This is a genomic window from Pseudarthrobacter sp. W1I19, from assembly GCF_030817835.1.
GTDB lineage: Bacteria > Actinomycetota > Actinomycetes > Actinomycetales > Micrococcaceae > Arthrobacter.
The window spans coordinates 214,614-238,880 of record NZ_JAUSZR010000001.1; the positions used below are offsets into that span (position 1 = coordinate 214,614).

Below are 24,267 nucleotides of genomic sequence, written 5' to 3' on the forward strand. Positions count from 1 at the left end.
TGGGCGCTCATGACGACACTTGCTGCTACTTAGAGGGGGACTAGTGGGTGAGGTCCTTGCCCTTCGTCTCCGGAATGGTGAAGACGAACGCTGCGCTGACCACCAGCAGCAGCACGGCATACACGTTGAACAGGTCCGGCATGTGGAGGGTGGTGCCCAGCCACTGCTGCAGGTACGGGGCGGTGCCGCCGAACAAGGCCACGCAGATGGAGTAGGGGACACCCACGCCCACGGTGCGGATGCTCGTGGGGAAGAGTTCGGCGTACACGGCCGGGACAATCGCGGCGCTCGCGGCGATGAAGATGAGCATCACCGACATGCTGACGGCCAGCTGCCAGGCGGAGTCCTTGAGCAGCCAGGTCATGGGGAAGTGCATCACAGCGGACCCAATGGCGCCGGACCACAGCACTTTTTTGCGGCCGATCCTGTCCGACAGCTTGCCCCACACCGGCAGTGCCGCGATGAACACGATGTTCCCTACGACGCCGGCCCACAGGGCTTCGCCGCGGTCGATCTTCAGGGCAGTGGTGGCGTAGCTCGGAGCCACAACGCCCCAGATGTAGTAGATCACCGTGAGCCCGACCGTCAGGCCGATGACCTGGAGGGCCTGCTTCCGGTGGCGGACAATCTGCGGCCAGATCGGGGCACGCTTCTCGCGGACGGACTCGGACTCGAAAGCCTCCGTCTCATGCAGCCGGGACCGCATGATCAGTGCGTACAGCCCCAGCGCCGCGCCGATCAGGAACGGGATGCGCCAGCCCCAGGCGTTCATCGCCTCGGTGCTCAGAGCCATGTTCAGGACCGCGCCCAGCAGCGTGCCGAACAGGATGCCCACCGTGCCTGAGGTGTAGATCAGGGTGGCCCAGAAGCCGCGCCTTTCCTTCGGTGCCATCTCGGACAGGTACGTCTGCGACGACGGCAGCTCGCCGCCGTGCGCCAGGCCCTGCACCAGCCGGGCCACCAGCAGCATCAGTGATGCCCAGGCGCCGATGCTGGCGAACGTGGGGGCGATGCCGATCATCAAACTGCCGAGCGATGCCAGCCCCACGGCCAGGGTCATGGACGTCTTGCGGCCCACGCGGTCGCCGATCCAGCCGAACAGGAAGCCGCCGAAGGGCCGGGCAACGAAGCCGACGGCGAAGATCGCCAGGGTGGACAGGACGGCCGACGCCGGGTCCGCCTTGCTGAACAACTGGCTGGCGATGAAGGGGGTGAAGGTTGCGTAAATCGCCCAGTCGTACCACTCCACGGCATTGCCGATACCGGTACCAACGATGGTTTTCCGCATTGCCGTACGCGCCGCACGCTGCGGGTTGACGATAGTGGTCATTTCAGTTCTCTTCCTGGAGGGTGGATCAGGAGTTGGTGCGGGTGGACGAAAGGGTGGCCAGACGCTGCATGGCCAGTTCCGCATAGAGCGCAGCGCCGTCTGCCAGCACGCCGTCGTCGAACATTGCGTACGGTGAGTGGTTGAAGGGGGAAGTGGCGTGGTCCGCGCCGCGCGGGACGGCACTGAGGCCAATGAAGGTGCCCGGCACTTCGGCCAGCACCCGCGAGAAGTCCTCCGAGCCGCTGAGGGGAGTGGCCCAGCGGGAAAGCCGGGAATCGCCGAACATCTCGGTGATGACGTTCTCGGCAGTATGTGTCTCGTCCTCGTCGGTGATGGTGAGCGGATACTCCTGCTGGTAGTCGACGTCCACCTCCAGGCCGTGTGCGGACGCGATCCCCTGCAGGAGCCGCGGAATCGAGTCCATCAGCTTCTCGCGGGAAGCTTCCGAGAACGTCCGGATGGTGGCTTCGATCCGGGCCGTTTCCGGGATGACGTTGCGCTTGGTGCCGGCGTGAAGGACGCCGACGGACAGGACTACGGGATCGAACATGTTGAACTGGCGGGTGATCATCACCTGCAGAGCGGTGACCATCTCCGCCGCCGCGGTCACGGGATCCTTGGCCGCGTGCGGGGCGGAGCCGTGGCCGCCGGCGCCAAGCACCGTGACCACCAGGCCGTCGGAGGCGCTGAGCATCACGCCCGGCTTGGTGGCGAAGGTGCCGTGCGGTTCGAGTGAGGAGAACACGTGCATGCCGTAGGCGGCGTCCACCCGGCGGCCCGGCGCATCCAGGACGCCGTCGCGGATCATGTAGCTGGCGCCGTCGAAGCCTTCCTCGCCGGGCTGGAACATCAGGACGACATCGCCGGGCAGGCGGTGCCGGTTCTCGGCCAGCAGGGTGGCGGCACCGGTGAGCATCGCAGTGTGGAGGTCGTGGCCGCATGCGTGCATGGCGCCGTCCAGGCGGGAGGTGTAGTCGACTCCGGTTTTCTCCTGGACGGGCAGGCCGTCCATGTCAGCACGCAGGAGGACCGACGGCGGTGCCTGCGCGCCGGCTGCTTCAGTTCCTGCTGTGTTGCCGGTGCCGCGCAATACTGCCGTGACCGACGTCGTCTCCTTGCCTAGGGTGATTTCGTAGGGCAGTCCGTCCAATGCCTGGAGGACTTTTTCCTGTGTCCGGGGCAGGTCAAGGCCGATTTCCGGTTCCTGGTGCATGGCGTGGCGGAACCGCGTCAGTTCGGGCTGGAGTTCCGTGGCCGCGGCTGTGATGGTCATTGACTTCTCCTCCAAAGAATGGGCTGAAACAAGTGTGGGGTGATGTGGTTCACACGCACGGAAAGTGCTCGAAAAATGCACCAGCTCTACTTTTCTTCCACGTTTTGTGCACACTTGCGGAAGAATAGTGACCATGGAACTGAGCGAGGAGGACCTCGCCCTGATCAACGCATTGGAGATCGCGCCGAGGATCAGCTGGGCGGACGCCGGCGAGATTCTTGGTGTTCATGCCACCACCCTTGCGGCCCGGTGGGAACGGATCCGAGGTTCGGGAGCGGCGTGGGTGACAGCCCACCTGATGGGTGATCCTAAACAGATGTGCCTGGCGCTGGTGGACGTTGACTGCGACATGCACCGCCGCGCCGAGGTGACCGAGGCACTGGCTTCGGTCCCGGAGATTGTCACCATCGAGGAGGCCGCCAGCAACCGCGATTTGATGCTGACTGTCCTCACCCAATCCCTCGAGGAGTTCACCACGGCCGTGGCTTCCCGGCTCCAGGACATCGGGGGGCTGCTGAAATACCAGACCGCGCTGTGCACCAGGCTGCACTCCGGCGGCTACGCCTGGCGCCTGAATGTGCTGGACCGCGCACAGATCGCAGCGCTGCAAGCCAAGGCCGGGCCGGAGGCGGCAGGCTCCGCGCCCCCGGAAGCCGTCGTCGAGCCACTGCCCGAAAACCACCTCGCGCTGCTTCCGTTCCTTGCGAGGGACGGGCGCGCGACGGCGGCCGACATCGCCCGGGCGCTGGGCCGCCACCCCGCCACCGTCCAGCGGCAGCTGAACCGGGTCCTCGCCAGCAGGCTCCTCTCGTTCCGCTGCGAAGTGACGCAGAAGTTTTCCGGCTACCCCGTGACCTGCCAGTGGTTCGCGAACGTCCCGCCAGGTCAGCATGAAGCTGCCGCGGCCGAGCTCCGCGGCCTCCGCAACGTCCGGCTCAGCGCCTCCACCACCGGCCGCACCAACTTTGTGATCATCATGTGGCTGCAGTCGCTGGCCGACGTGATGAACGCCGAACTTGCGCTGCAGCAGCGGATCCCGGACATCGAACTGGTGGAGAGCGTGGTGATGCTGAGTACCGTCAAGCGGGTGGGCTGGATGCTGAACCAGGACTCCACAGCCACGGGGCGGGTCATCGTCCCGGCGGCGGTGGCAAGTGCCGGGTAAGCCATCCGGGCCCGGCGCTAAGCTGGCACGAAAGACAAACAACCGATCGGCCCAACAGCGTGCGCGACACAACCCTTCCATCGGCAGACACCCGTTCCGGCATCCTGCAGCGGCCATACCTGTGGGTGACCATCGGCACCTGCGCGCTGGTGTTCCTGGCCGCGTTCGAATCCTTGGCGGTGACCACCATCATGCCGGTGGTGAGCCGGGAACTGCAGGGCGCGGACCTCTACGCACTGGCCTTCGCCGGGCCGCTGGCCACCGGGGTGATCGGCATGGTGGCCGCCGGGAACTGGTCCGACCGCCGGGGCCCCGCCGCTCCCCTCTATGCCTCCGTGGCGCTGTTCGTCGTAGGACTGCTGATCGCGGGGACCGCCGTCTCCATGCCGCAGCTGGTGGCGGGCAGGCTGGTCCAGGGGCTGGGCGGCGGTGCCCTGACGGTGGCGCTGTACGTATTGGTGGCCCGCATCTTCCCGGGACTGCTGCATCCCAAGATCTTCGTGGCGTTCTCCGCGGCCTGGGTCATCCCCTCCCTGGTGGGCCCGTTCGCCGCCGGCCTGGTGGCGCAGGTTTTCAGCTGGCACTGGGTGTTCCTGGGCGTGGTGGGCCTGGTCATCCCTGCGCTGGTGATGATCGTCCCTGTGCTCCGGAACATGGCGCCGGGCCAATCATCGCGGGGCCAGGAGCGGGGCGATGTCCCGGCGCAACCGCCTGCGCCGTGGGCCCTGGGCCGGCTCGCCTGGGCCAGCCTGGCCGCGCTCGCCGTGCTGGCACTGAACCTCTCGCGGGAAGTCCGCCTCCCCGGCTTCGCCGCAGCGCCGGCACTGCTGGCGGTGGCCGCCGTCGTCGTTGCGCTGATTGCCGTGCGGCCGCTGGTGCCGCGGGGAACGCTCGCCGCCCGCCGCGGCCTGCCCGGCGTGATCCTGGTGCGCGGGCTCGCCGCAGCCGGATTCTTCGGCGCTGAGGTTTACCTGCCGTACCTGCTGATCGAGCAGTACCACTTTTCGCCCACTTTTGCGGGACTGACCCTCACATTCGGAGCCATCGCGTGGGCGGGCGCCTCGGCGGTCCAGGGCCGTCTCGGCACCAGATTGTCCCACCGCGGCGCCGTCCGCACCGGCTCATTCATGGTGCTCGGGGCCGTGCTCCTCGCGCTGGCAACGGCCGCGCTGCACTGGCCGCCCGCCGTCGTCATTGCCGGCTGGATCCTCGCCGGCGGCGGTATGGGCCTGCTCTATCCGCGGCTGAGCGTGATGACCCTGGCGCTGTCGGACAAGGAGAACGAGGGCTTCAACAGCTCGGCCATGTCCATCTCCGACTCACTGGGCGGCGCGCTGGCTTTGGCCACCACGGGCATCGTTTTCGCGGCGTTCACGACGACGACAGAATCCTTCGCCGGGGTCTTCGCACTCTGCGCCGTGCTCGCCGCAGCCGCGGTGGCAGTGGCGCCGCGGGTCACCACCAAAACCCCCTAGGAAAGTCAGGGCAGCTTGCTTGCCCGGACCACCACGTCCGCGATGGTGGCCTGCTGGCCCTCCGGTCCGGTCACCGGCCGCTCCCGGCTGGTCTGCACTTCCAGCTGCCACCCCGGGCTGTCCAGTTCCAGCTCGCGGACCAGCTCGTCCGCCGTGTAAAACATGTTGTGGTGGGTGTGGGCCCCTCCCCAGGGTGGAAGCCGGTCCGGGTGGTGTCCCACCACCAGCAGGGTCCCGCCGGGTTTTACAGCCGACGCCGCAGTGCGGAGCGGCCCTTGCCAGGCCAGATCCTGGGAGTGGAGGAACTGCGAGGTCACAAGATCGTACGAGTCCTCAGGCTGCCACTGCTCTAGGTCGGCCTGCTGCCAATGGATCCGGCTGGCGATGGCGCCCTCGGCCGCGTGCACGCTTTCCCGCGCCAGCGCCGCCTTCTCGTGTCCGTGCGCGCGTTCGAGTGCGACGGCGGAAACGTCGACGGCGGTGACGGTCCAGCCGTGCTGGGCCAGCCAGATGGCGTCGGCCCCTTCGCCGCAGCCAAGGTCCAGCGCGTGTCCCGGCCGGAGTCCGCCGGCCTCCCGCACCAGCTGGGGGTTAGGCTTGCCGCTCCAGATCTGGGGCTTGCTGCGGTACCGCTCGTCCCACAGGGCGGCCGCGTCCCTTATTCCTTGACCGCCCTCGGGGTCAGCGTGCCCCGAGAGGCCGGGGCCGGCGTCGTGCGGTGCCTGGTGCTCGTGCTGTTCCTGCTGGTGGGGCGCATGTTCCGTCATGACTCAACCCTGCCCCGCGGGTGCGGTGTTGGCAACGCCCATGTAGCTGGCATTAAACGCGCTCAAAACGGATTGTGACGACGTCAGCTGCCAGTCAGTTGGGAGGGGCGGAGGTGGATGGGACGGGGGAGCCGGCCCGGGATGCTAGACTGGTGGAACTTGATGTGCAGTGATGCCCATGCGCCCCTTCATTTAGGGGACAGGGCTTTTTTCATGTGAGAGGCACATCCTGCGTCGATGAACGCGTTCCATTTGGTCCCGGCCGCCGCTTTGAATAAGTGGCAGCAGGCTGGTTGATCACCTGACTTTTCTTCGGCGAACCCCCTGGGCCAACCGGCGCCGGGGGCCGATATCCGCACGGATACCGCCTGAAAGACCTTTGACTTTGACTACTTTTGCTGCCCTCGGCACGCCCAAGGCCCTTGCCGACACCCTCACCGCCCAGGGAATCGAAACCCCGTTCCCCATCCAGGTGAAGACCCTCCCTGACACGCTGGCAGGACGTGACGTCCTGGGCCGCGGCCGCACCGGCTCCGGCAAGACCATCGCCTTCGCCATCCCGCTGGTGGCACGCCTCGCCGAGCGTGAAGCCCCGTACTTCCGCAAGCCCGGCCGCCCCATGGGCCTGGTGCTGGCACCAACCCGCGAACTGGCCACCCAGATCAACGCCACCATCGAGCCGCTGGCCAAGGCCGCCGGCCTGAACACCACCGTGATCTACGGCGGCATCTCCCAGGCACGCCAGGAGAAGGCCCTGCGCGCCGGCGTCGACATTGTTATCGCCTGCCCCGGCCGCCTGGAGGACCTGATCCGCCAGCGCATCCTCACCCTGGAGGCCGTGGAAATCACCGTCTTGGACGAGGCCGACCACATGGCCGATCTCGGCTTCCTTCCCGTGGTGAAGAAGCTTATGGACATGACCCCTAGCCAGGGCCAGCGCCTGCTCTTCTCCGCCACCTTGGACAACGGAGTGGACAAGATCGTCCAGCGGTACCTGTCCAACCCGCTCACCCACTCCGTGGACGATCCGCAGGCCGCGGTGACCACCATGGAGCACCACGTGCTGGTGGTGAACGACCAGACCGTCAAGAAGCAGCTGATCGTGGAGCTCGCCTCGGGCGCCGGCCGCCGCGTCCTCTTTATGCGGACTAAGCACCACGCCCGCAAGCTCGCCAAGACGCTGACCGACGCCGGGATCCCCGCCGTGGACCTGCACGGCAACCTCTCGCAGAACGCCCGTGACCGCAACCTCGCCGAGTTCTCCTCCGGCGACGTCCGCGTCCTGGTCGCTACCGACGTCGCTGCCCGCGGTGTGCACGTGGACGACGTCGAACTGGTCATCCACGTTGACCCGCCCACAGAGCACAAGGCGTACCTGCACCGCTCAGGCCGTACCGCCCGCGCAGGTTCCGACGGCACCGTGGTAACCATCACCCTGCCCGAGCAGCAGACCGACGTGAAGAATTTGATGAAGGCCGCCGGCGTCGACGTTAGCTTCGAGCGCGTCACCGCCACGTCGCCCATCGTGGGCGAGCTCGTGGGTGCAATCGCTGACAAGGTGGATCCTCGGACCCGCGCTGCCCTCCTGGCAGCCAAGGCCGCCAAGCAGGGCGGCGGCACCTCCACCGGCGCCAACGCCGAGCGCAAGCGCGCCCGCCGCCAGGCTTCCCCGGTTGCGGGTGGACGCGGCGGACGTGGCGGACGGGGCAAGGTTGCGGCCGAGCCGGTGCGCACCGATGTTCCCCGCGCCGAGCGCCGGGCAGCAGCTTTTGAAGGCCGCACGGAAGCCCGTGCAGCCTTCGACAAGGTTGCCGAGCAGAACGAGGACCGCGCCATCGCCGCAGCAGCGGCCCGCCGCAACGCCCGCGGCCGCGGCACTGCTTCGACGCACCGCAACGACGTCCCCGCGGCAGGTGGCCGTGCATCGGCTGGCCGCGGTTCAGACGGCCGTGCAGAGTCACGCGTCACCCGCAGCGACGCTCCCCGCGGCGGCACCGGCCGTCCCGCATCGTCAGGCCGTCCGGCTTCCTCGGGTGGCCAGCGCAACGGCCGTCCGGCCACCGGGCAGCGTGCAGCAGCAGCCGGTGCAGGTGCCCGCACGGGTGGCCAGCGCTCCGCAGGTGCAGGCGCAACCGGCGGCAACAAGGCTGTCTGGTCCTCCAACACCGGTGGAACGTCCGGCGGCTCCTACGGTTCAGGCAATGGTGACAACGGCGGCGGCTCCGGCCGTCCCGCCCGCAGCGGCCCGCGCCGTGCCTCGGCTCCGGCGTCGAACGAACGCCGCGGCCGCTAGATATCACTTCGGTAGTTGAGCTTGTCGGTTTCGACGGGCTCAAGCACCGGGTTTCAACGGGCTCAACCACCGTTTGGTTCACCACCCCGCGGGCGCGCCACTCCTCCAGGTGCGGCCGTTCGGCACCCAGGGTGGTGGGCTTGCCGTGGCCCGGGTGCACGATTGACGAGTCCGGGTAGGCACCAAACAGCCGCCCGGTGACGTCATCCAATAGCTGGGTGAAGCGCGCCGGATCCTTCTGGGTGTTGCCCACCCCGCCGGGAAACAGCGAGTCGCCGGAAAAGATGTGCGCGGGACCCTCGGGATCCTCGTACACGAAGGCGATGGAACCCGGCGTATGGCCGCGCAGGTGCACAGCCGCCAGGTCGAAGCCGTCGAAGTTCCCAACGTCGCCGTGGCTGAGCCGCACGTCCACGCCTACAGGCAGCGCATCGGCGTCGTCCGTTCCGGCAGCAGTGCGCGCCCCGGTGGCCTCCACCAGCTCCTTCAGCGCGCGGACGTGGTCCCAGTGCTGGTGGGTGGTGGCGATCAGCGCCAGCTGGGGCGTGGCTGAGGTGTCACGGGCACCGTCCTGCAGCAGCTGCCGGATGGCCGGAAGGTCATCAGCGGCGTCGATCAGCACTTGAGTGCCGCTGGCCTTGGCGGTCAGCAGGTACACGTTGTTGTCCATCTCGCTGACGGAGATCCGGCGGATGGTCAGCGCCGGCAGGTCATAGATCAGTGAGTCCATAGGCATCAGTTTAGGGACCGCCTGATCGAGGCCCCTGTTTACTCGCGGCCTTCGGACACCCAGTTGGGATCCGCCGAGCGGGAGCCGACGACGGCGTCCGAGGCTTCGGCCAGCGCGTCTAGTTGCTCCAGGGTTAGGCCCAGGGACAGGGCGCCCAGGTTTTCATCGATCCTGTGCGTTTTGCGCGTGCCGGGGATGGGGACCACGGGAAGGCCCAGCCGCCTGCCTTGGGCGAGCAGCCAGGCCAGGGCTACTTGGGCCGGTGTTGCATCCAGCTCGTCAGCCACGGCCTGGACGGTAGCAATCACGGCCTGGTTGGCACTGGCCGCATCCGGGGCGAAGCGGGGGATCCGGCGTCGGAAGTCCTTCTCGCCCAGGCTGGATGCGTCAACGGTGCCGGTGAGGAATCCCCGGCCCAGCGGCGAGTAGGGCACAAAACCAACCCCCAGGGCGGCCGCGGCAGGAACAACGTTGCGTTCCACGTCGCGGCTCCAGATGGACCATTCACTCTGGACCGCCGCAATGGGGTGGACTGCGGACGCTTCTTCAAGCTCCTGGGCCGTCACCTCGGACAGCCCAAGGTGCTTGACTTTGCCCTGCTGCACAAGCTCCGCCATGGCCTCCACGGTTTCCACAATCGGAACGCGGAGGTCACGGCGGTGCATGTAGTAGAGGTCAATCACGTCCGTGCCCAGCCGTTGCAGGCTGCGGTCCACGGCCTGCCGGATGTAGGCGGCGTCGCCCCGGATGTCCGTGTACCCGTCCGCCGGGGAGCCCACCAGCGCGAACTTGGTGGCCAGCTGGACCTCGTCCCGCCGCTCCTTCAGCAGTTGCGCGATCAATTCTTCGTTGCTGCCTCCGCCATAGATATCCGCGGTGTCGATAAAGCTGACACCGGAGTCGACGGCGTGATGCAGCGTCCGGAGCGCGTCCGCCGGATCCACCTCGCCGTAGACAGGTGTGAGGGCCATTCCGCCGAAGCCGAGAGGACTGACGTCGAAGCCGTCGCCGAGCCGGACTGTTGCTGCCATGGGTTCTCCTGTTCGTTGAATGAGGGTGTACGGATGCGTCAGTTCCAGGGGATGGTCCTCCGGTCCGCTGCCGCCCGGGTCGCCTGGACCAGTACCGCATTGGCCTCGTCAGGGCCGTTGGCCCAGGCCTCCGCTGCTGCCCGGTCCATTCCGAACCGCATGTGCCGTTCCACCAACCGGCTGAGCCGGAGGGCCGGGGGCGTGTCCACAAACCACACCTCGTCCAGCTGCGCCCGGATGTCCTTCCACGGCTCCTGCTCCGCCAGCAGGTAGTTCCCTTCGGTGATCACCAGCGGCACGTCGGCGGGGATGGCGATGGAAGCAGCCACGGGCTCGTCGATGGTGCGCCGGAACTCCGGGGCGTAAACGACTGACTCGTCCCGGCGTACCAGGCGCCGCAGCAGCGAAAGGTACCCGCCGGCGTCGAACGTGTCCATGGCGCCCTTGCGCTGCCGCAACGGCGTGCCGTCAATGATGGCGTTGCCCAGATGGAAGCCGTCCATGGGGACCACTATGGCTATGCCGGGATCGAACTGCCGCTGGATCCATTCCGCGAAGGTGGACTTTCCTGATCCGGGGGCGCCCGCGATGCCAAGGATAATCCGCCTTCCGGGGACCAGCCTGGCCCGCAGGGCGTCCATCGACTGGGTGATCTCGGGTGAGTCCATGGCAAAAGCCTAGACCGCACCGCAGGTTGGGCCGCCGAACCTCCCCACCTTTCGCCTCCGGGACGGCGCGGCCGACGGCGGTTTGCCGGGACACGCCGTCGGCCGCCCTGAAAGGTGGGGAGACTCAGCGGGCGGAGGCGGAAGTGGCGGCAGGTTCAGGCTCCGGGGTGTCGGCTCCGCCGGGCAGTGCTTTGAGCCCGGCCGCACAGCCCACGATCCCGGCGATAAAGAGAACTTTCAGCACGCTGAAGGGCTCCACGCCGGTGGCCATCGCCCAGCCCACGGTCAGCGCCGCCCCGATCCCCACCCACACTGCATACGCGGTGCCCAGCGGGATATGGCGGATGGCCATGCCCAGGCCCACCATGCTGAGGGTTGCCGTCACGGCGAAAACCAGGGTGGGAAGGGGTCTGCTGAAGCCGTCGGACAGCCCAAGGGCTGTGGCCCACACTGCTTCCAGGACGGCAGATGCCAGGAGCACCAGCCAGGGAATCGATCGCCGCAACATTACGCCACCACCTTCAGGCCAACCACGCACATGGCGATGCCGGACAGCAGGAGGAGCCGTGCCGCCGTTGGACGCTCCACCTTGGTGACGATGGCGTACGCGGAGGTCAGCACCACGCCCACGCCCACCCAGACGGCATAGGCAGTGCCGGTAGGAATGGACTGCATGGCGATGGCCAGGCCGCCGGTGCTGGCCGCGACCGAAACCAGGAACAACGCTGCGGGCGCAATGCGGCGGCGGCCGGAAGCCTGGAACGCGCGGTGCAGGGCTGCGGCCCACACGGCTTCAAGGGCGCCGGAGAGAAGAAGGATTAACCACGACATGACAGATCCTTTGGCCAGTCTTGTCGCGTGCCGGGTACTGAACCGTCGTCCGGAGGCTCACTCACGGAGCCTTGGCTTCCAGCGTAGCAACGCCCGACGCCGGGCGGCCACCCATGGTGCCCAACCTCACCACCCAGCCGGGAGGGGGCTAGAGGGTGCCGCCGGCAGCAACGGGGGCCGCGGCGTCACGGCCGCCGTCGCCCACGGTTTCGCGGGCGATGAAGTTCTCGATATCGAACAGGTTGTCCGCGCGCTCGGCGATGTTCAGGAGCGTGGTCATGGAGGCCACTTCCTCCACCTGCTCCTTCAGGAACCAGAGCATAAACTGCTCGCCCAGGGCATCGTTTTCACCGCGGGCAGCCCGGAACAGGTCCTCGATGTTTTTGGTGACTTCCTTTTCCTGCTGCAGGGCAAGGGCCAGCGGCTCGGTGACGGACGCGAAGTCGTTGCGGACGGCAGGAACACCGGGGATGGTGAACTCAATATCCCGGTCCAGCATGTACTGCACCATCATCATGGCGTGGTTCCGCTCCTCCACCGACTGGCGGAAGAAGTAGCGGGCCAGTTGGGGGAGGTCCTGGTTGGCGAACCAGGTGGCCACCGCAATGTACTGCTGCGATGCCGTAAATTCGTTGCCGATCTGGGTGGACAGGAGCGCATTAAACGATGATGTGGTCATAGCCCGAGTCTAGGGACGGCCGGAGCCAGTGACCAGTGTGGAAAGGCTCTGCTACTGGAAGGCGAGGCTGGCCTACTCCGCGGTGTGTTCGTCCTCCACGGGGTCGATCGAGACAACGGCCAGGAAGCCGCGGCCCAGAACGTCCGGGGTGTCGACGTCGGAACCGACCACGGCGTCGTACCGCGCCAAAGGCTCGGGTTCTTCCGTCCCCACGGCAACAGTGGCCTGCCCCTGCAGCAGGATCCCGAACGAGCCTTCAAAAAGGGGCTTCGCGCGCTTCTTCGAGAGTTCAATGATGGACGTGTAGCCCTTGAAACTTCCGGCGCGTGTGATGACGTTGAGGTCCCGGATATCACCGGTGGGAAGGGACGCCTGTGTGGCGGCCCCGCCCGGGAAACGGAATGGACGGTACTTTTCCAGCGGGTGTTCCGCGCCGTCCACGCTCAGCAGGAGGAGCTCACCTTCGACGACCGTCAGCACCCGCTCCATCCCGGGGAAAGGGGAGAAATCTCCGGCCTTGCTGACGTCCGCGATGCTGACCCGCCAGTCCCAGCCGCCGTCTTTTGACGCTCCGTCCGCGGGGTGGCTCGCCAGTTGGCGCGTGATGCCGCCACCATTGCGCCAGGGCTCGGGCTTGAGGCTTGCAAAGCGGATAATCTCCATGCGCCCAGCCTAGTTCCCGGCCGGACATCCCGGCGTCGCGGGCTGGCCCCTTCCCTGCTACTCTCCTCCGGGGGGACAACACGAAAACAGCCTGAAGGAGCCGGGAATGTTCGTCAAAGTGTGTGGTCTCAGCACGCCTGAATCAGTCCGCGAAGCAGTTGATGCCGGGGCTGACGCCGTCGGTTTCGTCCTGACGGCGAGCCCCCGCGTGGTGTCGCCGTCCCAGGCGCACTCTTTGCTGGCGCACGTCCCTGCCGGGGTTTCGCCCATCGGCGTATTCCGCCATGAACCGGTGGCTGACGCCGTCGCTATTGCCCGCGCCGCCGGGCTGGAATGGATCCAGCTGCACGGCACGCGGTCCCGCGAGGACGTGGCCATGGTGCACGACGCCGGCATGAAGCTGATCAGGGCAGTCGCCACTGGTGCCGCTCCGGAGGAGTTCGAGGACTGGGGCGAGGACCTGCTGCTGATCGACGCCGCGGTGCCCGGCTCCGGTGAAGCCTGGGACTACGCCTCCGTGGCCGCACTGCCTGTACTTCAAGGCCGCCACTGGCTCCTGGCCGGGGGGCTGGACCCGGTCAACGTGGGTAGCGCGTCAACAGCAGCCCATGCCTGGGGGGTAGACGTGTCCTCCGGTGTTGAAGCGTCCCGCGGCGTCAAGGACCTGGCCAAGATCCGCGCGTTTGTCCAGGCTGCCAAGGGCGCTGCCGCCCCGGTCAAGGCTTAGTTCACCCGGTCCAGCCGGAGTTCAGGGGCCAGTCAGGGCAGGCCCCCATCCTTTTGTCAGACCCTCCGGGGCACAATGGGTGCATGAAGACACTCCTCAACATCATCTGGCTGGTTTTCGGCGGTTTCTGGCTCGCGCTGGGCTATTTCGCCGCCGGTGTGATCTGCTGCCTGCTGATCGTCACCATCCCGTGGGGCATCGCCTCGTTCAGGATCGCGGCGTACACGCTGTGGCCGTTCGGCCGGATGGTGGTGGACAAGCCTGGCGGCGCCGGGGTGTTCTCGCTCCTGGGCAACGTCATCTGGCTGCTGGTGGCGGGCATCTGGATCGCCATCGGCCATGTGGTCACCGCGTTTGCCATGGCTGTGACCATCATCGGCATCCCGCTGGCCATCGCCAACCTGAAGCTCATCCCGGTGTCACTGATGCCGCTGGGCAAACAGATCGTCCCCAGCAGCGCGCCGTTCGTGGCGACGTACCGGTAGGCCCGCGTCCGGGTCCAGCCGGCGAAGTGCCGGGCCGGACCTAGCCTGCCGCTTCGTCGGGCCGCAGTGCGCGCAGGATGCAGAACTCGTTCCCGTCCGGATCCGCCATCACCACCCAGGTGACGTCCGGGCCCTGGCCAACAGAAACGCGCTTGGCGCCAAGGGCTTCCAGCCGCGCCACCTCCGCGTCACGGTCCTTGGGCCGCAGGTCCAGGTGGACCCTGTTCTTGAGTTCCTTGCGCTCGGGCACTTTGAGGAAGAGCAGGTCAGGGGATACACCGTCTTCAGGGCTGCCAGCCGGCGGTTCGAGCACAATCTCGTCGTCCGCCTCGTAGGTTCGGCGCCACCCGAGCGCCTTTTCCCAGAAATCCGCGGGCACCTTCGGATCGGTGGAATCAATGCTGATGGCTTGGATACGCAGACTCATCCGAGCAGTGTTGCATCCGGGAACGGGAGCCGTAAAGGGTTCGGCCGCCATCAGTCAGCCCCGCAATCCCGGCCGTGGAGACAGGGCGTGAATAGTCTTCAGCGCGGACTAAAGAACCCGTCCGCCAAAATGGCCACCGCATCACTGCCGTCCAGTTCGGCGGCGATATCGACGTCGGCCGCGTAGCCCGCGCCGGACAATTCAAGTCCGCTGGCACATCCCTGCAGCATCTCCCGGAGCCGCGGCTCAGCGGCCTCGAACACCGCCGCGGCAGCCATGGCTTCCGGCGAATAGCCGTGGCGGCCAACCTCAGCCTCGTAACCGCCCTTGCCCGCAGCCGCGAGGCCGGCAATAAACGCTCCCGCCCCGATCTGGTCCTCCACGGCGGGACGGAGGGTGCCGTCCGGCCATCGTTCCCCGGCAGCCACCACGGCGATCACCGCGTCGGGCGGCAGATGGGCTGCCACCCAGGCTGCCGTTGCCCCCGCATTGCGCAGGCACACGGCGGCCACCAGCGGGACTTCACCGGCCAGTTCGTGGCAGAGGGCGGACCCGTTCGGCGATGGCAGCACCACGCGCTCCAGGGATTCCGCGGACCGGATGCTGGCGGGGGAGAGGCTGAGCCCGCCGCCGTTGCGGGGACCTGCCAACTGTGCGTGGTGGTGGGCGGCGAAGTCCTCCGCCCGGGTGTCCTTCCAGGCAAAGGGGAAAATGTCGGCGCCCCGGTCCAGGGCCACGCTGACGCACGTGCTGAAGGACAGGACGTCCACCACCACGGCAAGGTCCGCCCCGGCCGTGACTGTCCTGGCGCCGTCGAGCCCCCATTCCAGCCGGACCGTGTAGGCCAGCTGCCGGTGGGCGGCACTCGCGGTGACCGTGTGGCGGGGGTTGGAGGTGGGCGCGTTCATGCCAGCTCGCCCAACAGGTTCCGGTGCGCGGCGTCCAGCCACAGCTCCTTCGCCCGCAGCGTGTGGAACAGGGGGTCGAGTTCCAGCAGCTGACGGACGACGGCGGCGCGCCCGGCAGCGAAGTCGGCGTCGCCGATGTGCGCATAATCCTGGCGGACATCCGCCACGTAGCGGGCATACTCGCCTGGTTCCCCGCCGAGGACGGAAAGGTCCGCGTCGCAGAGGAGGGCGCCGTCGTGGTCCCCTGGCCCGAGGCGGTGGCCCGACGTCAGCCGCACCAGCCGTGCCACCTCGGCAACCTCAGCCTCCGGCAGGCCCGCAGCGTCCAGCCGCTCCTCCGCGAGGCAGGCCGACTCCTCTTCATCCTGGTCCGCCACACCACGGTAAACGGCATCGTGGAACCAGGCTGCGAGCAGCACGGTGCGCGGCGGGTCTGCGGGATCCGTCAGCAGGTCGAGGGCTTCCAGTACAGAAAGCAGGTGCGTGCAGCCGTGGTACTTGCGGTGGGGTTCGCTCCAGCGGTCCAGGAGGTCCAGGAAGAGCGCGTCGTGGCCCGGCATGATGGCATCCCACCGGTTGAACAGCGGCACTTTGAGCGACTTGTTCCGCTGGCGGGCGGGGATGCGAAGGCCGCTGGCGATCAGCTTGCGGACCAGGACCCGGGCCTCAACGGGAACCGCTCCGGCGGCCACCAGGTCATCGTAGCGGCGCTCCGCCACGTCATAGTGGTCGCCGTCGAAGGCCCGCTCCGGGATACCCGCTGCGGCGGCGAAATCGTGCAGTTCCTCCAGCGACGAGTCCGACACCAAGTGTGAAAAGTGCGTTCCGTGGGCAGGCCAGAGCGGCGGATCGATGTAGACGGCCATGGAGGAAGTCTAGTGCTGTCCCTCCAGCACGCGGTGCCTGGTGGAAGGTCGGTCCGAAAATACGGAGTGGAACTCGAAGAAGCACCGCACATGCGCCCTACACTGGTGAAATGACAATCATCCGCGTTTCTGAGGCGGCCCGGTTCCTTGGCGTCAGTGACGATACTGTGCGCCGCTGGATGGACAATGGGTCGCTCACGCCGGTGAAGGACACCGGCGGCCGGCTTGCCGTGGATGGCCTCGAGCTCGCCCGGCATGCGCAGAAGCTCGCCCAGCTGCCGGACGATCCGCACCGGACCGGAAGCTCTGCACGGAACCGGTTCGTGGGCCTGGTGACCGGCATTACCGCGGACAAGGTCATGGCACAGGTGGAGCTCCAGTGCGGGCCTTTCCGGGTGGTGTCCCTGATGAGCAGTGAGGCTGTCCGGGACCTCGGACTGGAACTCGGCTCGGTGGCTACCGCTGTGGTCAAGGCCACCACCGTGATCATCGAGACGCCGCAGGGGAAGGCGCTGTGAAAAGGGGTGCGCTGACAAAGGTGCCGTCTAAGAATCCCCGGAGGATCACCGCGCTGTTGGCGGCCGTTGCCTTGATGGTGGGGCTGGCGGGATGTTCTGCTGGTTCACCCGCCGGCAGCAGTGGCGGGGAAAACCTTACGGTTTTCGCCGCTGCTTCCCTCAAAGCCAGTTTCACCGAGCTGGCAAAGACCTACGAAGCCGCGCACCCGGGCACCACGGTCACCCTCAGCTTCGCCGGCTCGGCGGACCTGGCCACCCAGATCAGCCAGGGTGCCCCGGTGGACGTCTTCGTCTCGGCGGACACCAGGAACATGGACAAGCTGCAGCAGGCCGGGTTGGTGGACGGGGAACCCCGCATTTTCGCCACGAACACCCTGGCCATTGCGGTCCCGCATGGCAACCCGGCAGCCATCCGTTTCTTCGCCGACCTGGCGAAACCGGGAATAAGGCTGGTCCAGTGTGCCCCGCAGGTCCCCTGCGGAGCAGCCTCCAGCGCCGTCGAACAGCAGACAGGAACGCAGCTTAGCCCGGTCAGCGAGGAAAATTCCGTGACGGATGTGCTCGGCAAGGTGGTCTCCGGGGAGGCGGACGCCGGGCTGGTCTACGTCACCGACGTCAAGTCGGCAGCAGGAAAAGTGGAAGGCGTTGCCTTTCCTGAAGCGGCTGCTGCCGTTAACAGCTACCCGATTGCCGCGCTGGTTGGCAGCCGGAACGGTACGGCCGCGCAGGCCTTCCTGGACCTTGTGACCGGCGCGGAGGGCCAGCAGGTGCTGGCCGAAGCCGGTTTCGGCAGCGGCCGGCAGTGAGCGGCGCACCGTGAGCCACCCATACCGCGGCGTTCCCCGTTGGACCTACTTTGTTGCGGTGCTGGCCGCAACGGTGGTGGTCCTGCCGCTGTTCGCCATGGTGGCCCGGGTGAATTGGGCAAACTTCCTTCCCCTGGTCACCTCCGAATCGGCAGTCTCCGCGCTGGGCCTGAGCCTGCGGACATCCGCGGCAAGCACGTTCCTGTGCATCGTCCTGGGGGTGCCGCTGGCCCTGGTCCTGGCCCGCGGCAGGTTCCGGCTGCAGGGGCTCCTGCGTTCGCTGGTGCTGCTCCCGCTGGTGCTGCCTCCGGTGGTGGGCGGCATCGCGCTCCTCTACACGTTCGGCCGTCAAGGCCTCCTGGGCCGGACACTGGAAGTCCTGGGCCTGCAGATCGCCTTCTCCACCACCGCCGTGGTCCTTGCCCAGACGTTTGTTGCCTTGCCGTTCCTCGTGGTCAGCCTGGAAGGTGCGCTGCGGACCGGCGGTGAACGGTATGAGGCCGTTGCGGCAACCCTGGGTGCCTCACCCGGACGGGTTTTCCGCCGCGTCACGCTGCCGCTGGTGCTGCCCGGGCTGGCGTCCGGCGCGGTACTGTCCTTCGCCCGCAGCCTTGGCGAGTTCGGTGCCACACTGACGTTCGCGGGCAGCCTCCAGGGGGTCACCCGCACCCTGCCGCTGGAAATATACCTGCAGCGCGAAACGGATCCGGACGCCGCCGTCGCCCTTTCCTTGGTGTTGGTTGCCGTGGCAGTCGCCGTGGTGGCACTCGCCTACCGGCGGCCTGCCGGCGGAGGAATGGCCTTCTGGAAGCAACGGACGACGACGGCTGCCGCAGCGGGCAGGGACGTCCCGTGACGTTCACACTTGAGGCAGCCGTGCCCGGGCGGGGGTTCGACGTGGCCCTCAGCCTCGGACCCACGGAAACGGTCGCCGTGATGGGCCCGAACGGGGCTGGCAAATCCACGCTGCTGTCCGTCATAGCAGGCCTGCTGAAGCCGGACAGCGGCAGGGGCGAGCTCAACGGCCGCGCGCTGTTCGAGCTCTCGGGCGGCCGGGGTACGTGGACACCGCCGCATCACCGGGGCACCGCGCTGCTCGCCCAGGAACCGCTGCTGTTCCCGCACCTGAGCGCACTGGAGAACGTGGCTTTCGGGCCGCGCAGCGCCGGTGTATCCAGGAAACAGGCCAAGGCGGAGGCGCTGCACTGGCTCGCCGAGGTGGAAGCGCTGGATCTCCAGGCCAGGCACCCTGCCGAGCTGTCCGGCGGGCAGGCGCAACGTGTTGCCGTTGCCCGGGCGCTCGCCGCGGACCCCGGGCTCCTTCTCCTGGACGAGCCCATGGCGGCGCTGGACATCCACTCGGCGCCGCTTCTTCGCCGCCTGCTCAAACGGGTCCTGGCCGGACGGCAGGCCATCATCATTACCCACGACGTCCTGGACGCACTGATGCTGGCGGACCGGGTTGTCATCCTCGAGAACGGCGGGATCTCAGAAGAAGGCCCTACGCGTGAAATCCTCCAGCGGCCGCGCAGCCCGTTCGCGGCCGGGCTGGCAGGCCTGAACCTGCTGGCCGGAACCTTGGCCGGAGACGGGATCAGGACCGCCGAGGGCTGGACAGTTGCCGGCCACGTGGAGGACGGGTACGCCGAGGACGGGTACGCCGATGACCGGCGCCCGGAAGGCCGGGGCCGGGACGGGTACCCTGCCGCGGCGGAAGGCGACACGGCGGCGGTGGCTGTATTCCCGCCGTCGGCCGTTTCCGTATTCCTCAATGACGCGCACGGCAGCCCGCGCAATTCGTTTGAGGTTGCCATTACCGACCTCGAACCGCACGGCGACTTCATCCGGGTCAGGGCCGGAAGCCTCGCGGCGGACATCACTCCCGCTGCTTCCGCGGACTTGGGCCTGATTCCCGGCCTGAAGGTGCACTTCGTGGTGAAAGCAACATCGGTGGTGGTGTACCCGGCCTAAGCCCTTCGCTGCGGGCAGCATTACAAACTTAGTCACATCAGTGACAGGCATCACAAGGACCGGTAAAATCGGCAAAGGGCGGGTAAAGCAACCGGCGGGCGGCTTCTGGGGGGAATCACCCGCCGGTTGCTTTGTGGTCCTGGCAAGTGATGCCTTCCGCCGGCCTACATCCCGGGCAGGTCGAGCATTTCGTACAGCTGGATACTCGCGTCCGGCATCATCAGGTGCGGGTGCCCGTCCAGCAGTGCCTCGGCCCCGGCGAGGTCATCCGCCTGGAGGATGGTGTAGCCGCCCACTCCGGTATGGGCCTCTGACGAGCCGGTTGCGTTGATCTCCTTGCCGGTCCCAAGCGGAGTCCCCAAGTCCACGATGCCGTCGCCGGCGCGCTCGGCCCAGCTCATCCAGGCTTTCATCCCCTCCTGGGCCGCTTCCGGCGTACTTTCGGCCATCTGCGCCTGGGCTGATTGGGGTGCGGTGTAGAGAACAACAAACTTTTTCATTGCTTGTCCCGTCTGCAGTGCGCCGGCGGCACCATCCGCCCCGGTCACAAGCCGATCCTAGGAGGAATCGGCAGCGATGGAAACGGAATTTTCCACACCTCGATGGCCTTGGTTCGCTGTGGGCAAACAGGAAATAAAAAACACCCCAACCAAAGTTGAGCGTAGTAGACTCAACCCTAAGATCGGATTTCCCTGAAAGGAGCTCTCTTTGGACGTCAAATTCACTACCAAGAGCCAGGAGGCTCTTTCGGCTGCCGCCATGAACGCCTCCACTATCGGCAACCCGCAGGTGGAGCCCGCCCACCTCCTTAAGGCGCTTATGGACCAGCGCGAAGGCGTGGCGGTGGCGCTTCTGCGTGCAACCGGTGCAGACCCGGACGCCGTCAGCGTGCAGGCGAGCAGCGCCATCAAGGCCCTGCCTGCCACGTCCGGCGGTTCCAGCCAGCAGGCACAGCTGTCCCGGCCGGCCCTGCAGGCCATCCAGAATGCCAAGGAGGAAGCGGACCGGCTGGGCGATACCTTCGTCTCCACCGAGGTCCTCCTCCTGGGCCTCTCGGCCGGAAATGATGCGGCGGGGCGTTTGCTGCGCGACGCCGGTGCCTCCCATGAGGCTCTGCTCGCCGCCCTGCCGGGTGTCCGCGGGGACCGGAAGGTCACGAGCCAGGACCCGGAGAACACCTTCCAGTCGCTTGAGAAGTTCGGCACGGACCTCACCGCCATGGCCCGTGCCGGAAAGCTGGACCCCGTCATCGGCCGGGACACGGAAATCCGCCGGATCGTCCAGGTGCTGAGCCGCCGCACCAAGAACAACCCGGTGATCATCGGTGAGCCTGGCGTGGGCAAAACCGCTGTTGTTGAGGGCCTCGCCCAGCGCATTGTGGCCGGAGACGTTCCCGAAAGCCTGCGCGGCAAAACCCTGGTCGCCCTGGACCTGGCGTCCATGGTGGCCGGCGCCAAGTACCGCGGGGAGTTCGAGGAGCGCCTCAAGGCCGTCCTTGAGGAGATCAAGAACTCCGAGGGCCAGATCGTCACCTTCATCGACGAGATCCACACGGTGGTGGGTGCCGGGGCAACCGGGGATTCCTCCATGGATGCCGGCAACATGCTCAAGCCCATGCTGGCCCGCGGCGAGCTGCGGCTCATCGGCGCCACCACCCTGGACGAGTACCGCGAGAATATCGAAAAGGACCCGGCCCTGGAGCGCCGCTTCCAGCAGGTGTACGTAGGGGAGCCCAGCGTCGAGGACACCATTGGCATCCTGCGCGGCCTGAAGGAGCGCTACGAGGCACACCACAAGGTGGCCATCGCCGACTCTGCCCTGGTTGCTGCCGCAACCCTGTCCAACCGCTACATTTCCGGTCGCCAGCTTCCGGACAAGGCCATCGACCTGGTGGATGAGGCCGCGTCCCGGCTGCGGATGGAGATCGACTCGGCCCCCGAGGAGATCGACCAGCTCCGCCGCGCCGTCGACCGGCTAACCATGGAGGAGCTGGCCCTGGAAGGCGAGACGGACGCCGCCTCCGTGGAACGCCTCGCGGCGCTCCGTGCGGACAAGGCGGATAAGGAAGAGGAGCTCGCAGCCCTGAATGCCCGCTGGGAGGCCGAAAAGGCCGGCCTCAACCGGGTGGGTGACCTGAAGGCAAAGCTGGACGAACTCCGCAGCGCTGCCGACAAGGCCTACCGCGAAGGTGACCTGGAGACGACGTCGCGCATCCAGTACGGCGAGATTCCTGCCCTGGAGCGTGAACTGAACGCAGCCGCTGAGGCTGAGGCCGCCGTCGCGGATAAATCCTCACAGATGGTGGCCGAACAGGTGACCGCGGACGATATCGCCGAGGTGATCTCCGCATGGACCGGCATCCCGGCCGGCCGGATGCTGCAGGGTGAAAGCCAGAAGCTGCTGCACATGGAGGAGGAGCTCGGGAAACGGCTGATCGGCCAGAAGAAGGCCGTCACCTCCGTGTCGGACGCCGTCCGGCGCGCCCGGGCCGGCATCAGCGACCCCAACCGGCCCACCGGTTCGTTCCTGTTCCTGGGCCCCACCGGCGTCGGTAAGACCGAGCTGGCGAAGGCCCTGGCGGACTTCCTGTTCGACGACGAACGCGCCATGGTGCGGATCGACATGTCCGAGTACGGCGAGAAGCACTCGGTGGCCCGGCTGGTCGGTGCGCCTCCGGGATATGTGGGCTACGAGGAGGGCGGCCAGCTCACCGAGGCCGTCCGCCGGCGCCCCTACTCGGTCATCCTGCTGGACGAGGTGGAGAAAGCCCACCCCGAGGTCTTCGACATCCTCCTGCAGGTGCTCGACGACGGCCGCCTCACCGACGGCCAGGGCCGCACCGTGGATTTCCGCAACGCCATCCTGGTGCTGACCTCCAACCTGGGCAGCCAGTTCCTGGTGGACCCTTCGCTGGATGCAGAGGCCAAGCGGAATGCCGTGATGGCCACCGTCAACGCCTCCTTCAAGCCGGAGTTCCTGAACCGGCTGGACGAAGTGGTGCTGTTCGATCCCCTGTCCGTGGAAGAACTGGCCCGGATCGTCGAACTGCAGGTGGCCGAGCTCGGCCGCAGGCTGCACGAGCGCCGGCTCACCCTGGAAGTCACCGAGAGTGCCCGCGCCTGGCTCGCAATGTCCGGCTTCGACTCCGCCTACGGCGCCCGCCCGCTCCGCCGGCTGGTCCAGCGGGAGATCGGCGACCGGCTCGCCAAGGCCATCCTGTCCGGCGACATCGCTGACGGGGACACCGTCCTGGTGGACACGGCAACGGACGTGGACGAGCTCACCCTTGAGGGGCTTGAGAAGCTGTCCGTCCCCGGCGGCGGTCCCGTCCCGGGAACCGGACTGGTGGTCCGCCGGAAGGACTAGGTCCTGCGGCGAGGCGTGCTGCCCTGGTCCTTGCGCTAGGGCAGCACGCTTGCGTTCACGTTGTTTCCGCCCGGGGACGTCACGTAGCAGTCCACCCTGCGGTCCCCTGAGTCCCAGCTGGTGGAGCTGGGGAAGCTCCGCTCGTAGTTCAGTGTGAACTGGTCTGCGGCCGGCCCCAGTTTTGCCGCCTGGCAGGCTTCTAGGGCTTTGGCCTTGAGCGCCTCCGCGCCGGGGTAATCGCCGTCTTCGGGGTAGCGGAACACCGCCACCAGCTGCGCGGAATGGTTGGTGTCGCACGGCACCACCGTGGATTTCAGCGCCTCCGGCTGGAAATCCGTAAAGCAGTCGCCCAGCGCATAGGCGGCCGGCTCCACTTCGCGCGGCAGGGGAAGCGGGGTTGCCGGGGGAGTGGCCGTGGTTTCCAGCACTCCGCGGACAGCGCCGCCTGACTCGTCAGGATCCCCGTTGGAGTTCAGCCACAGGGCGAGCCAAACCAGCGATCCAATTACCGCGAGCAGGACGACGGCGAAGAAAACCTTCCAGAGCGTCCGCTTGTGTCCCTGCCTCCTGGCTTCGTCCGGCCCCTGGGGGTGGCTAGCCTGGCTCTGTCCCTTGACGGGCGGTTCTGCCGCCGGTACGCCGTACTCAGCGGCGGGGACCTTGGGGAGGCCCGCGGTAGGCGGCGAGCTGGGCTTGGGCGGGACGTCCTGGTGGTTCACGGGGTGGATCCTCCTGCGATTTCTCCGCGCGGGCAGCCGGGTTTGCCGGTCGGCACCAGCAGTTACTTAATCGACTCTACCGAAGAAAAAAGCTGAATTCCGGCCGTGTTTGGGCCGGAATGGTACTGCATGTGACCGGCGTGGCCCGCAAGTGGCAAGCAGGGCCAGCCGAAAGCATGTAATCTAGGTGTACGACAAATTGACCAAACATTCCGGGGCCTCACCTACGCCAAGGTGACCACCTCCGGTCCAAGTACAAAAGGGGGTCACGCCATGGGGCGCGGCCGTCAAAAGGCAAAAGCTACCAAGCAGGCTCGGGATATCAAGTACTACTCCCCGAACACGGACTATTCGGCACTTCAGCGTGAGCTGACGGGTCCAGGCAGTCGTGCCACGAGCCATTATGCGAATGAGCCGGTTGAGCCGGATTATTCGGCTTATGTGGATAAGTACGCGGATGATTTGGAAGAAGACGACGACGAGGTAGACACCCGTCGGATCGGCTAGTTGCCGCAAGGTGCTGTTGCCGTACTTGGCAGCCCTGTGACGCCGTCGCACTGACGGATCCC

At 67.1% G+C, this 24,267-nt stretch carries 25 protein-coding genes, 1 pseudogene and 1 riboswitch; of the genes and pseudogenes, 11 read left to right on the top strand and 15 right to left on the bottom strand.

All coding sequences use genetic code 11. The features are described from left to right. Positions 1-40: 40 nt before the first annotated feature. Together QF038_RS00940 and QF038_RS00945 are read right to left on the bottom strand one after the other, a co-directional pair. Complete coding sequence (locus QF038_RS00940) at positions 41-1,330, bottom strand: MFS transporter (protein ID WP_307607847.1); 1,290 nt, start codon at positions 1,328-1,330, stop codon at positions 41-43. Positions 1,331-1,355: 25 nt separating this feature from the next. Then, positions 1,356-2,603, bottom strand: a complete 1,248-nt coding sequence (locus tag QF038_RS00945) for a M20 family metallopeptidase (RefSeq protein WP_307607849.1) — start codon at positions 2,601-2,603, stop codon at positions 1,356-1,358. Positions 2,604-2,736: 133 nt separating this feature from the next. On the opposite strand from QF038_RS00945, the gene QF038_RS00950 reads away from it, so the two are divergent. Both QF038_RS00950 and QF038_RS00955 read left to right on the top strand, forming a co-directional pair. Beyond that, a complete protein-coding gene (locus QF038_RS00950; RefSeq protein ID WP_307607851.1) occupies positions 2,737-3,768 on the top strand; it encodes an Lrp/AsnC family transcriptional regulator in 1,032 nt (343 codons plus the stop codon). Positions 3,769-3,827: 59 nt separating this feature from the next. Then, the gene (locus tag QF038_RS00955; RefSeq protein ID WP_307607853.1) at positions 3,828-5,243 is read left to right on the top strand and encodes an MFS transporter; all 1,416 of its coding nucleotides are present in this window, start codon (positions 3,828-3,830) and stop codon (positions 5,241-5,243) included. Positions 5,244-5,248: 5 nt separating this feature from the next. On the opposite strand, the gene QF038_RS00960 is transcribed toward QF038_RS00955, so the two are convergent. Next, the gene (locus QF038_RS00960; protein WP_307607855.1) at positions 5,249-6,010 is read right to left on the bottom strand and encodes a cyclopropane-fatty-acyl-phospholipid synthase family protein; all 762 of its coding nucleotides are present in this window, start codon (positions 6,008-6,010) and stop codon (positions 5,249-5,251) included. 385 nt (positions 6,011-6,395) lie between these two features. Between QF038_RS00960 and QF038_RS00965 the strand changes: the two genes are divergently transcribed. Further along, a complete protein-coding gene (locus tag QF038_RS00965; protein WP_307607857.1) occupies positions 6,396-8,303 on the top strand; it encodes a DEAD/DEAH box helicase in 1,908 nt (635 codons plus the stop codon). An 85-nt stretch (positions 8,304-8,388) separates the two neighbouring features. On the opposite strand, the pseudogene QF038_RS00970 reads toward QF038_RS00965, so the two are convergent. From QF038_RS00970 to QF038_RS01000, 7 genes and pseudogenes are all read right to left on the bottom strand, one after another. Then, positions 8,389-9,033 (bottom strand): annotated as a pseudogene (locus tag QF038_RS00970) (MBL fold metallo-hydrolase); the annotation flags it as partial. Between the two features lie 38 nt (positions 9,034-9,071). Next, positions 9,072-10,064: an aldo/keto reductase gene (locus QF038_RS00975; RefSeq protein WP_307607859.1), complete on the bottom strand. Its 993-nt coding sequence runs from the start codon at positions 10,062-10,064 to the stop codon at positions 9,072-9,074. 38 nt (positions 10,065-10,102) lie between these two features. Further along, on the bottom strand, positions 10,103-10,732 hold the full coding sequence (locus QF038_RS00980) for a nucleoside/nucleotide kinase family protein (RefSeq protein ID WP_307607861.1): 630 nt from the start codon (positions 10,730-10,732) through the stop codon (positions 10,103-10,105). A 124-nt stretch (positions 10,733-10,856) separates the two neighbouring features. After that, the gene (locus QF038_RS00985; protein WP_307607863.1) at positions 10,857-11,240 is read right to left on the bottom strand and encodes a multidrug efflux SMR transporter; all 384 of its coding nucleotides are present in this window, start codon (positions 11,238-11,240) and stop codon (positions 10,857-10,859) included. After that, the gene (locus QF038_RS00990) at positions 11,240-11,563 is read right to left on the bottom strand and encodes a multidrug efflux SMR transporter (protein WP_307607865.1); all 324 of its coding nucleotides are present in this window, start codon (positions 11,561-11,563) and stop codon (positions 11,240-11,242) included. The genes QF038_RS00985 and QF038_RS00990 overlap by 1 nt, the downstream gene beginning before the upstream one ends. 9 nt (positions 11,564-11,572) lie before the next feature. Then, positions 11,573-11,638: riboswitch (guanidine-III (ykkC-III) riboswitch) on the bottom strand. A 73-nt stretch (positions 11,639-11,711) separates the two neighbouring features. Then, complete coding sequence (locus QF038_RS00995) at positions 11,712-12,242, bottom strand: ferritin (protein WP_091423384.1); 531 nt, start codon at positions 12,240-12,242, stop codon at positions 11,712-11,714. A 72-nt stretch (positions 12,243-12,314) separates the two neighbouring features. Beyond that, entirely contained in the window at positions 12,315-12,905 is a 591-nt protein-coding gene (locus tag QF038_RS01000; RefSeq protein ID WP_307607868.1) for a HutD family protein, read from the bottom strand. Between the two features lie 106 nt (positions 12,906-13,011). On the opposite strand from QF038_RS01000, the gene QF038_RS01005 reads away from it, so the two are divergent. Both QF038_RS01005 and QF038_RS01010 read left to right on the top strand, forming a co-directional pair. Next, on the top strand, positions 13,012-13,632 hold the full coding sequence (locus tag QF038_RS01005; RefSeq protein WP_307607870.1) for a phosphoribosylanthranilate isomerase: 621 nt from the start codon (positions 13,012-13,014) through the stop codon (positions 13,630-13,632). 83 nt (positions 13,633-13,715) lie between these two features. After that, positions 13,716-14,117 carry a YccF domain-containing protein gene (locus QF038_RS01010; protein ID WP_307607872.1) on the top strand — a complete coding sequence of 134 codons (402 nt, stop codon included), beginning with the start codon at positions 13,716-13,718 and terminating at the stop codon, positions 14,115-14,117. A 40-nt stretch (positions 14,118-14,157) separates the two neighbouring features. Here the strand turns inward: QF038_RS01010 and QF038_RS01015 are convergent, their stop codons facing one another. The 3 genes from QF038_RS01015 to QF038_RS01025 all read right to left on the bottom strand — a co-directional run bounded on the left by QF038_RS01015 (position 14,158) and on the right by QF038_RS01025 (position 16,318). After that, positions 14,158-14,544 (bottom strand): VOC family protein, encoded by a 387-nt coding sequence (locus tag QF038_RS01015; RefSeq protein WP_307607874.1) that lies wholly within the window; start codon positions 14,542-14,544, stop codon positions 14,158-14,160. Between the two features lie 98 nt (positions 14,545-14,642). After that, positions 14,643-15,452: a 2-phosphosulfolactate phosphatase gene (locus QF038_RS01020; RefSeq protein WP_307607875.1), complete on the bottom strand. Its 810-nt coding sequence runs from the start codon at positions 15,450-15,452 to the stop codon at positions 14,643-14,645. Continuing rightward, entirely contained in the window at positions 15,449-16,318 is an 870-nt protein-coding gene (locus tag QF038_RS01025; protein ID WP_307607877.1) for a DUF4031 domain-containing protein, read from the bottom strand. The genes QF038_RS01020 and QF038_RS01025 overlap by 4 nt, the downstream gene beginning before the upstream one ends. Before the next feature lie 110 nt (positions 16,319-16,428). Here QF038_RS01025 and QF038_RS01030 point away from each other — a divergent pair, with 110 nt between their 5' ends. The 4 genes from QF038_RS01030 (at position 16,429) to QF038_RS01045 (ending at position 19,613) form a co-directional block, all read left to right on the top strand. Continuing rightward, entirely contained in the window at positions 16,429-16,836 is a 408-nt protein-coding gene (locus tag QF038_RS01030) for a molybdopterin-binding protein (RefSeq protein WP_307607880.1), read from the top strand. 74 nt (positions 16,837-16,910) lie between these two features. After that, on the top strand, positions 16,911-17,642 hold the full coding sequence (gene modA / locus QF038_RS01035; protein ID WP_307613372.1) for a molybdate ABC transporter substrate-binding protein: 732 nt from the start codon (positions 16,911-16,913) through the stop codon (positions 17,640-17,642). Between the two features lie 10 nt (positions 17,643-17,652). Beyond that, positions 17,653-18,498 (top strand): ABC transporter permease, encoded by an 846-nt coding sequence (locus QF038_RS01040; RefSeq protein WP_307607882.1) that lies wholly within the window; start codon positions 17,653-17,655, stop codon positions 18,496-18,498. Further along, on the top strand, positions 18,495-19,613 hold the full coding sequence (locus QF038_RS01045) for a sulfate/molybdate ABC transporter ATP-binding protein (RefSeq protein ID WP_307607884.1): 1,119 nt from the start codon (positions 18,495-18,497) through the stop codon (positions 19,611-19,613). The genes QF038_RS01040 and QF038_RS01045 overlap by 4 nt, the downstream gene beginning before the upstream one ends. 164 nt (positions 19,614-19,777) lie before the next feature. On the opposite strand, the gene QF038_RS01050 is transcribed toward QF038_RS01045, so the two are convergent. Beyond that, the gene (locus tag QF038_RS01050) at positions 19,778-20,161 is read right to left on the bottom strand and encodes a hypothetical protein (protein WP_307607886.1); all 384 of its coding nucleotides are present in this window, start codon (positions 20,159-20,161) and stop codon (positions 19,778-19,780) included. A gap of 160 nt (positions 20,162-20,321) precedes the next feature. On the opposite strand from QF038_RS01050, the gene clpB reads away from it, so the two are divergent. Then, positions 20,322-22,979 (top strand): ATP-dependent chaperone ClpB, encoded by a 2,658-nt coding sequence (clpB, locus tag QF038_RS01055; protein ID WP_307607888.1) that lies wholly within the window; start codon positions 20,322-20,324, stop codon positions 22,977-22,979. Between the two features lie 35 nt (positions 22,980-23,014). On the opposite strand, the gene QF038_RS01060 is transcribed toward clpB, so the two are convergent. Further along, complete coding sequence (locus QF038_RS01060) at positions 23,015-23,698, bottom strand: septum formation family protein (RefSeq protein ID WP_307607890.1); 684 nt, start codon at positions 23,696-23,698, stop codon at positions 23,015-23,017. Positions 23,699-23,971: 273 nt separating this feature from the next. Between QF038_RS01060 and QF038_RS01065 the strand changes: the two genes are divergently transcribed. Continuing rightward, positions 23,972-24,205, top strand: a complete 234-nt coding sequence (locus tag QF038_RS01065; RefSeq protein ID WP_050053419.1) for a DUF3073 domain-containing protein — start codon at positions 23,972-23,974, stop codon at positions 24,203-24,205. Positions 24,206-24,267: the final 62 nt, after the last annotated feature.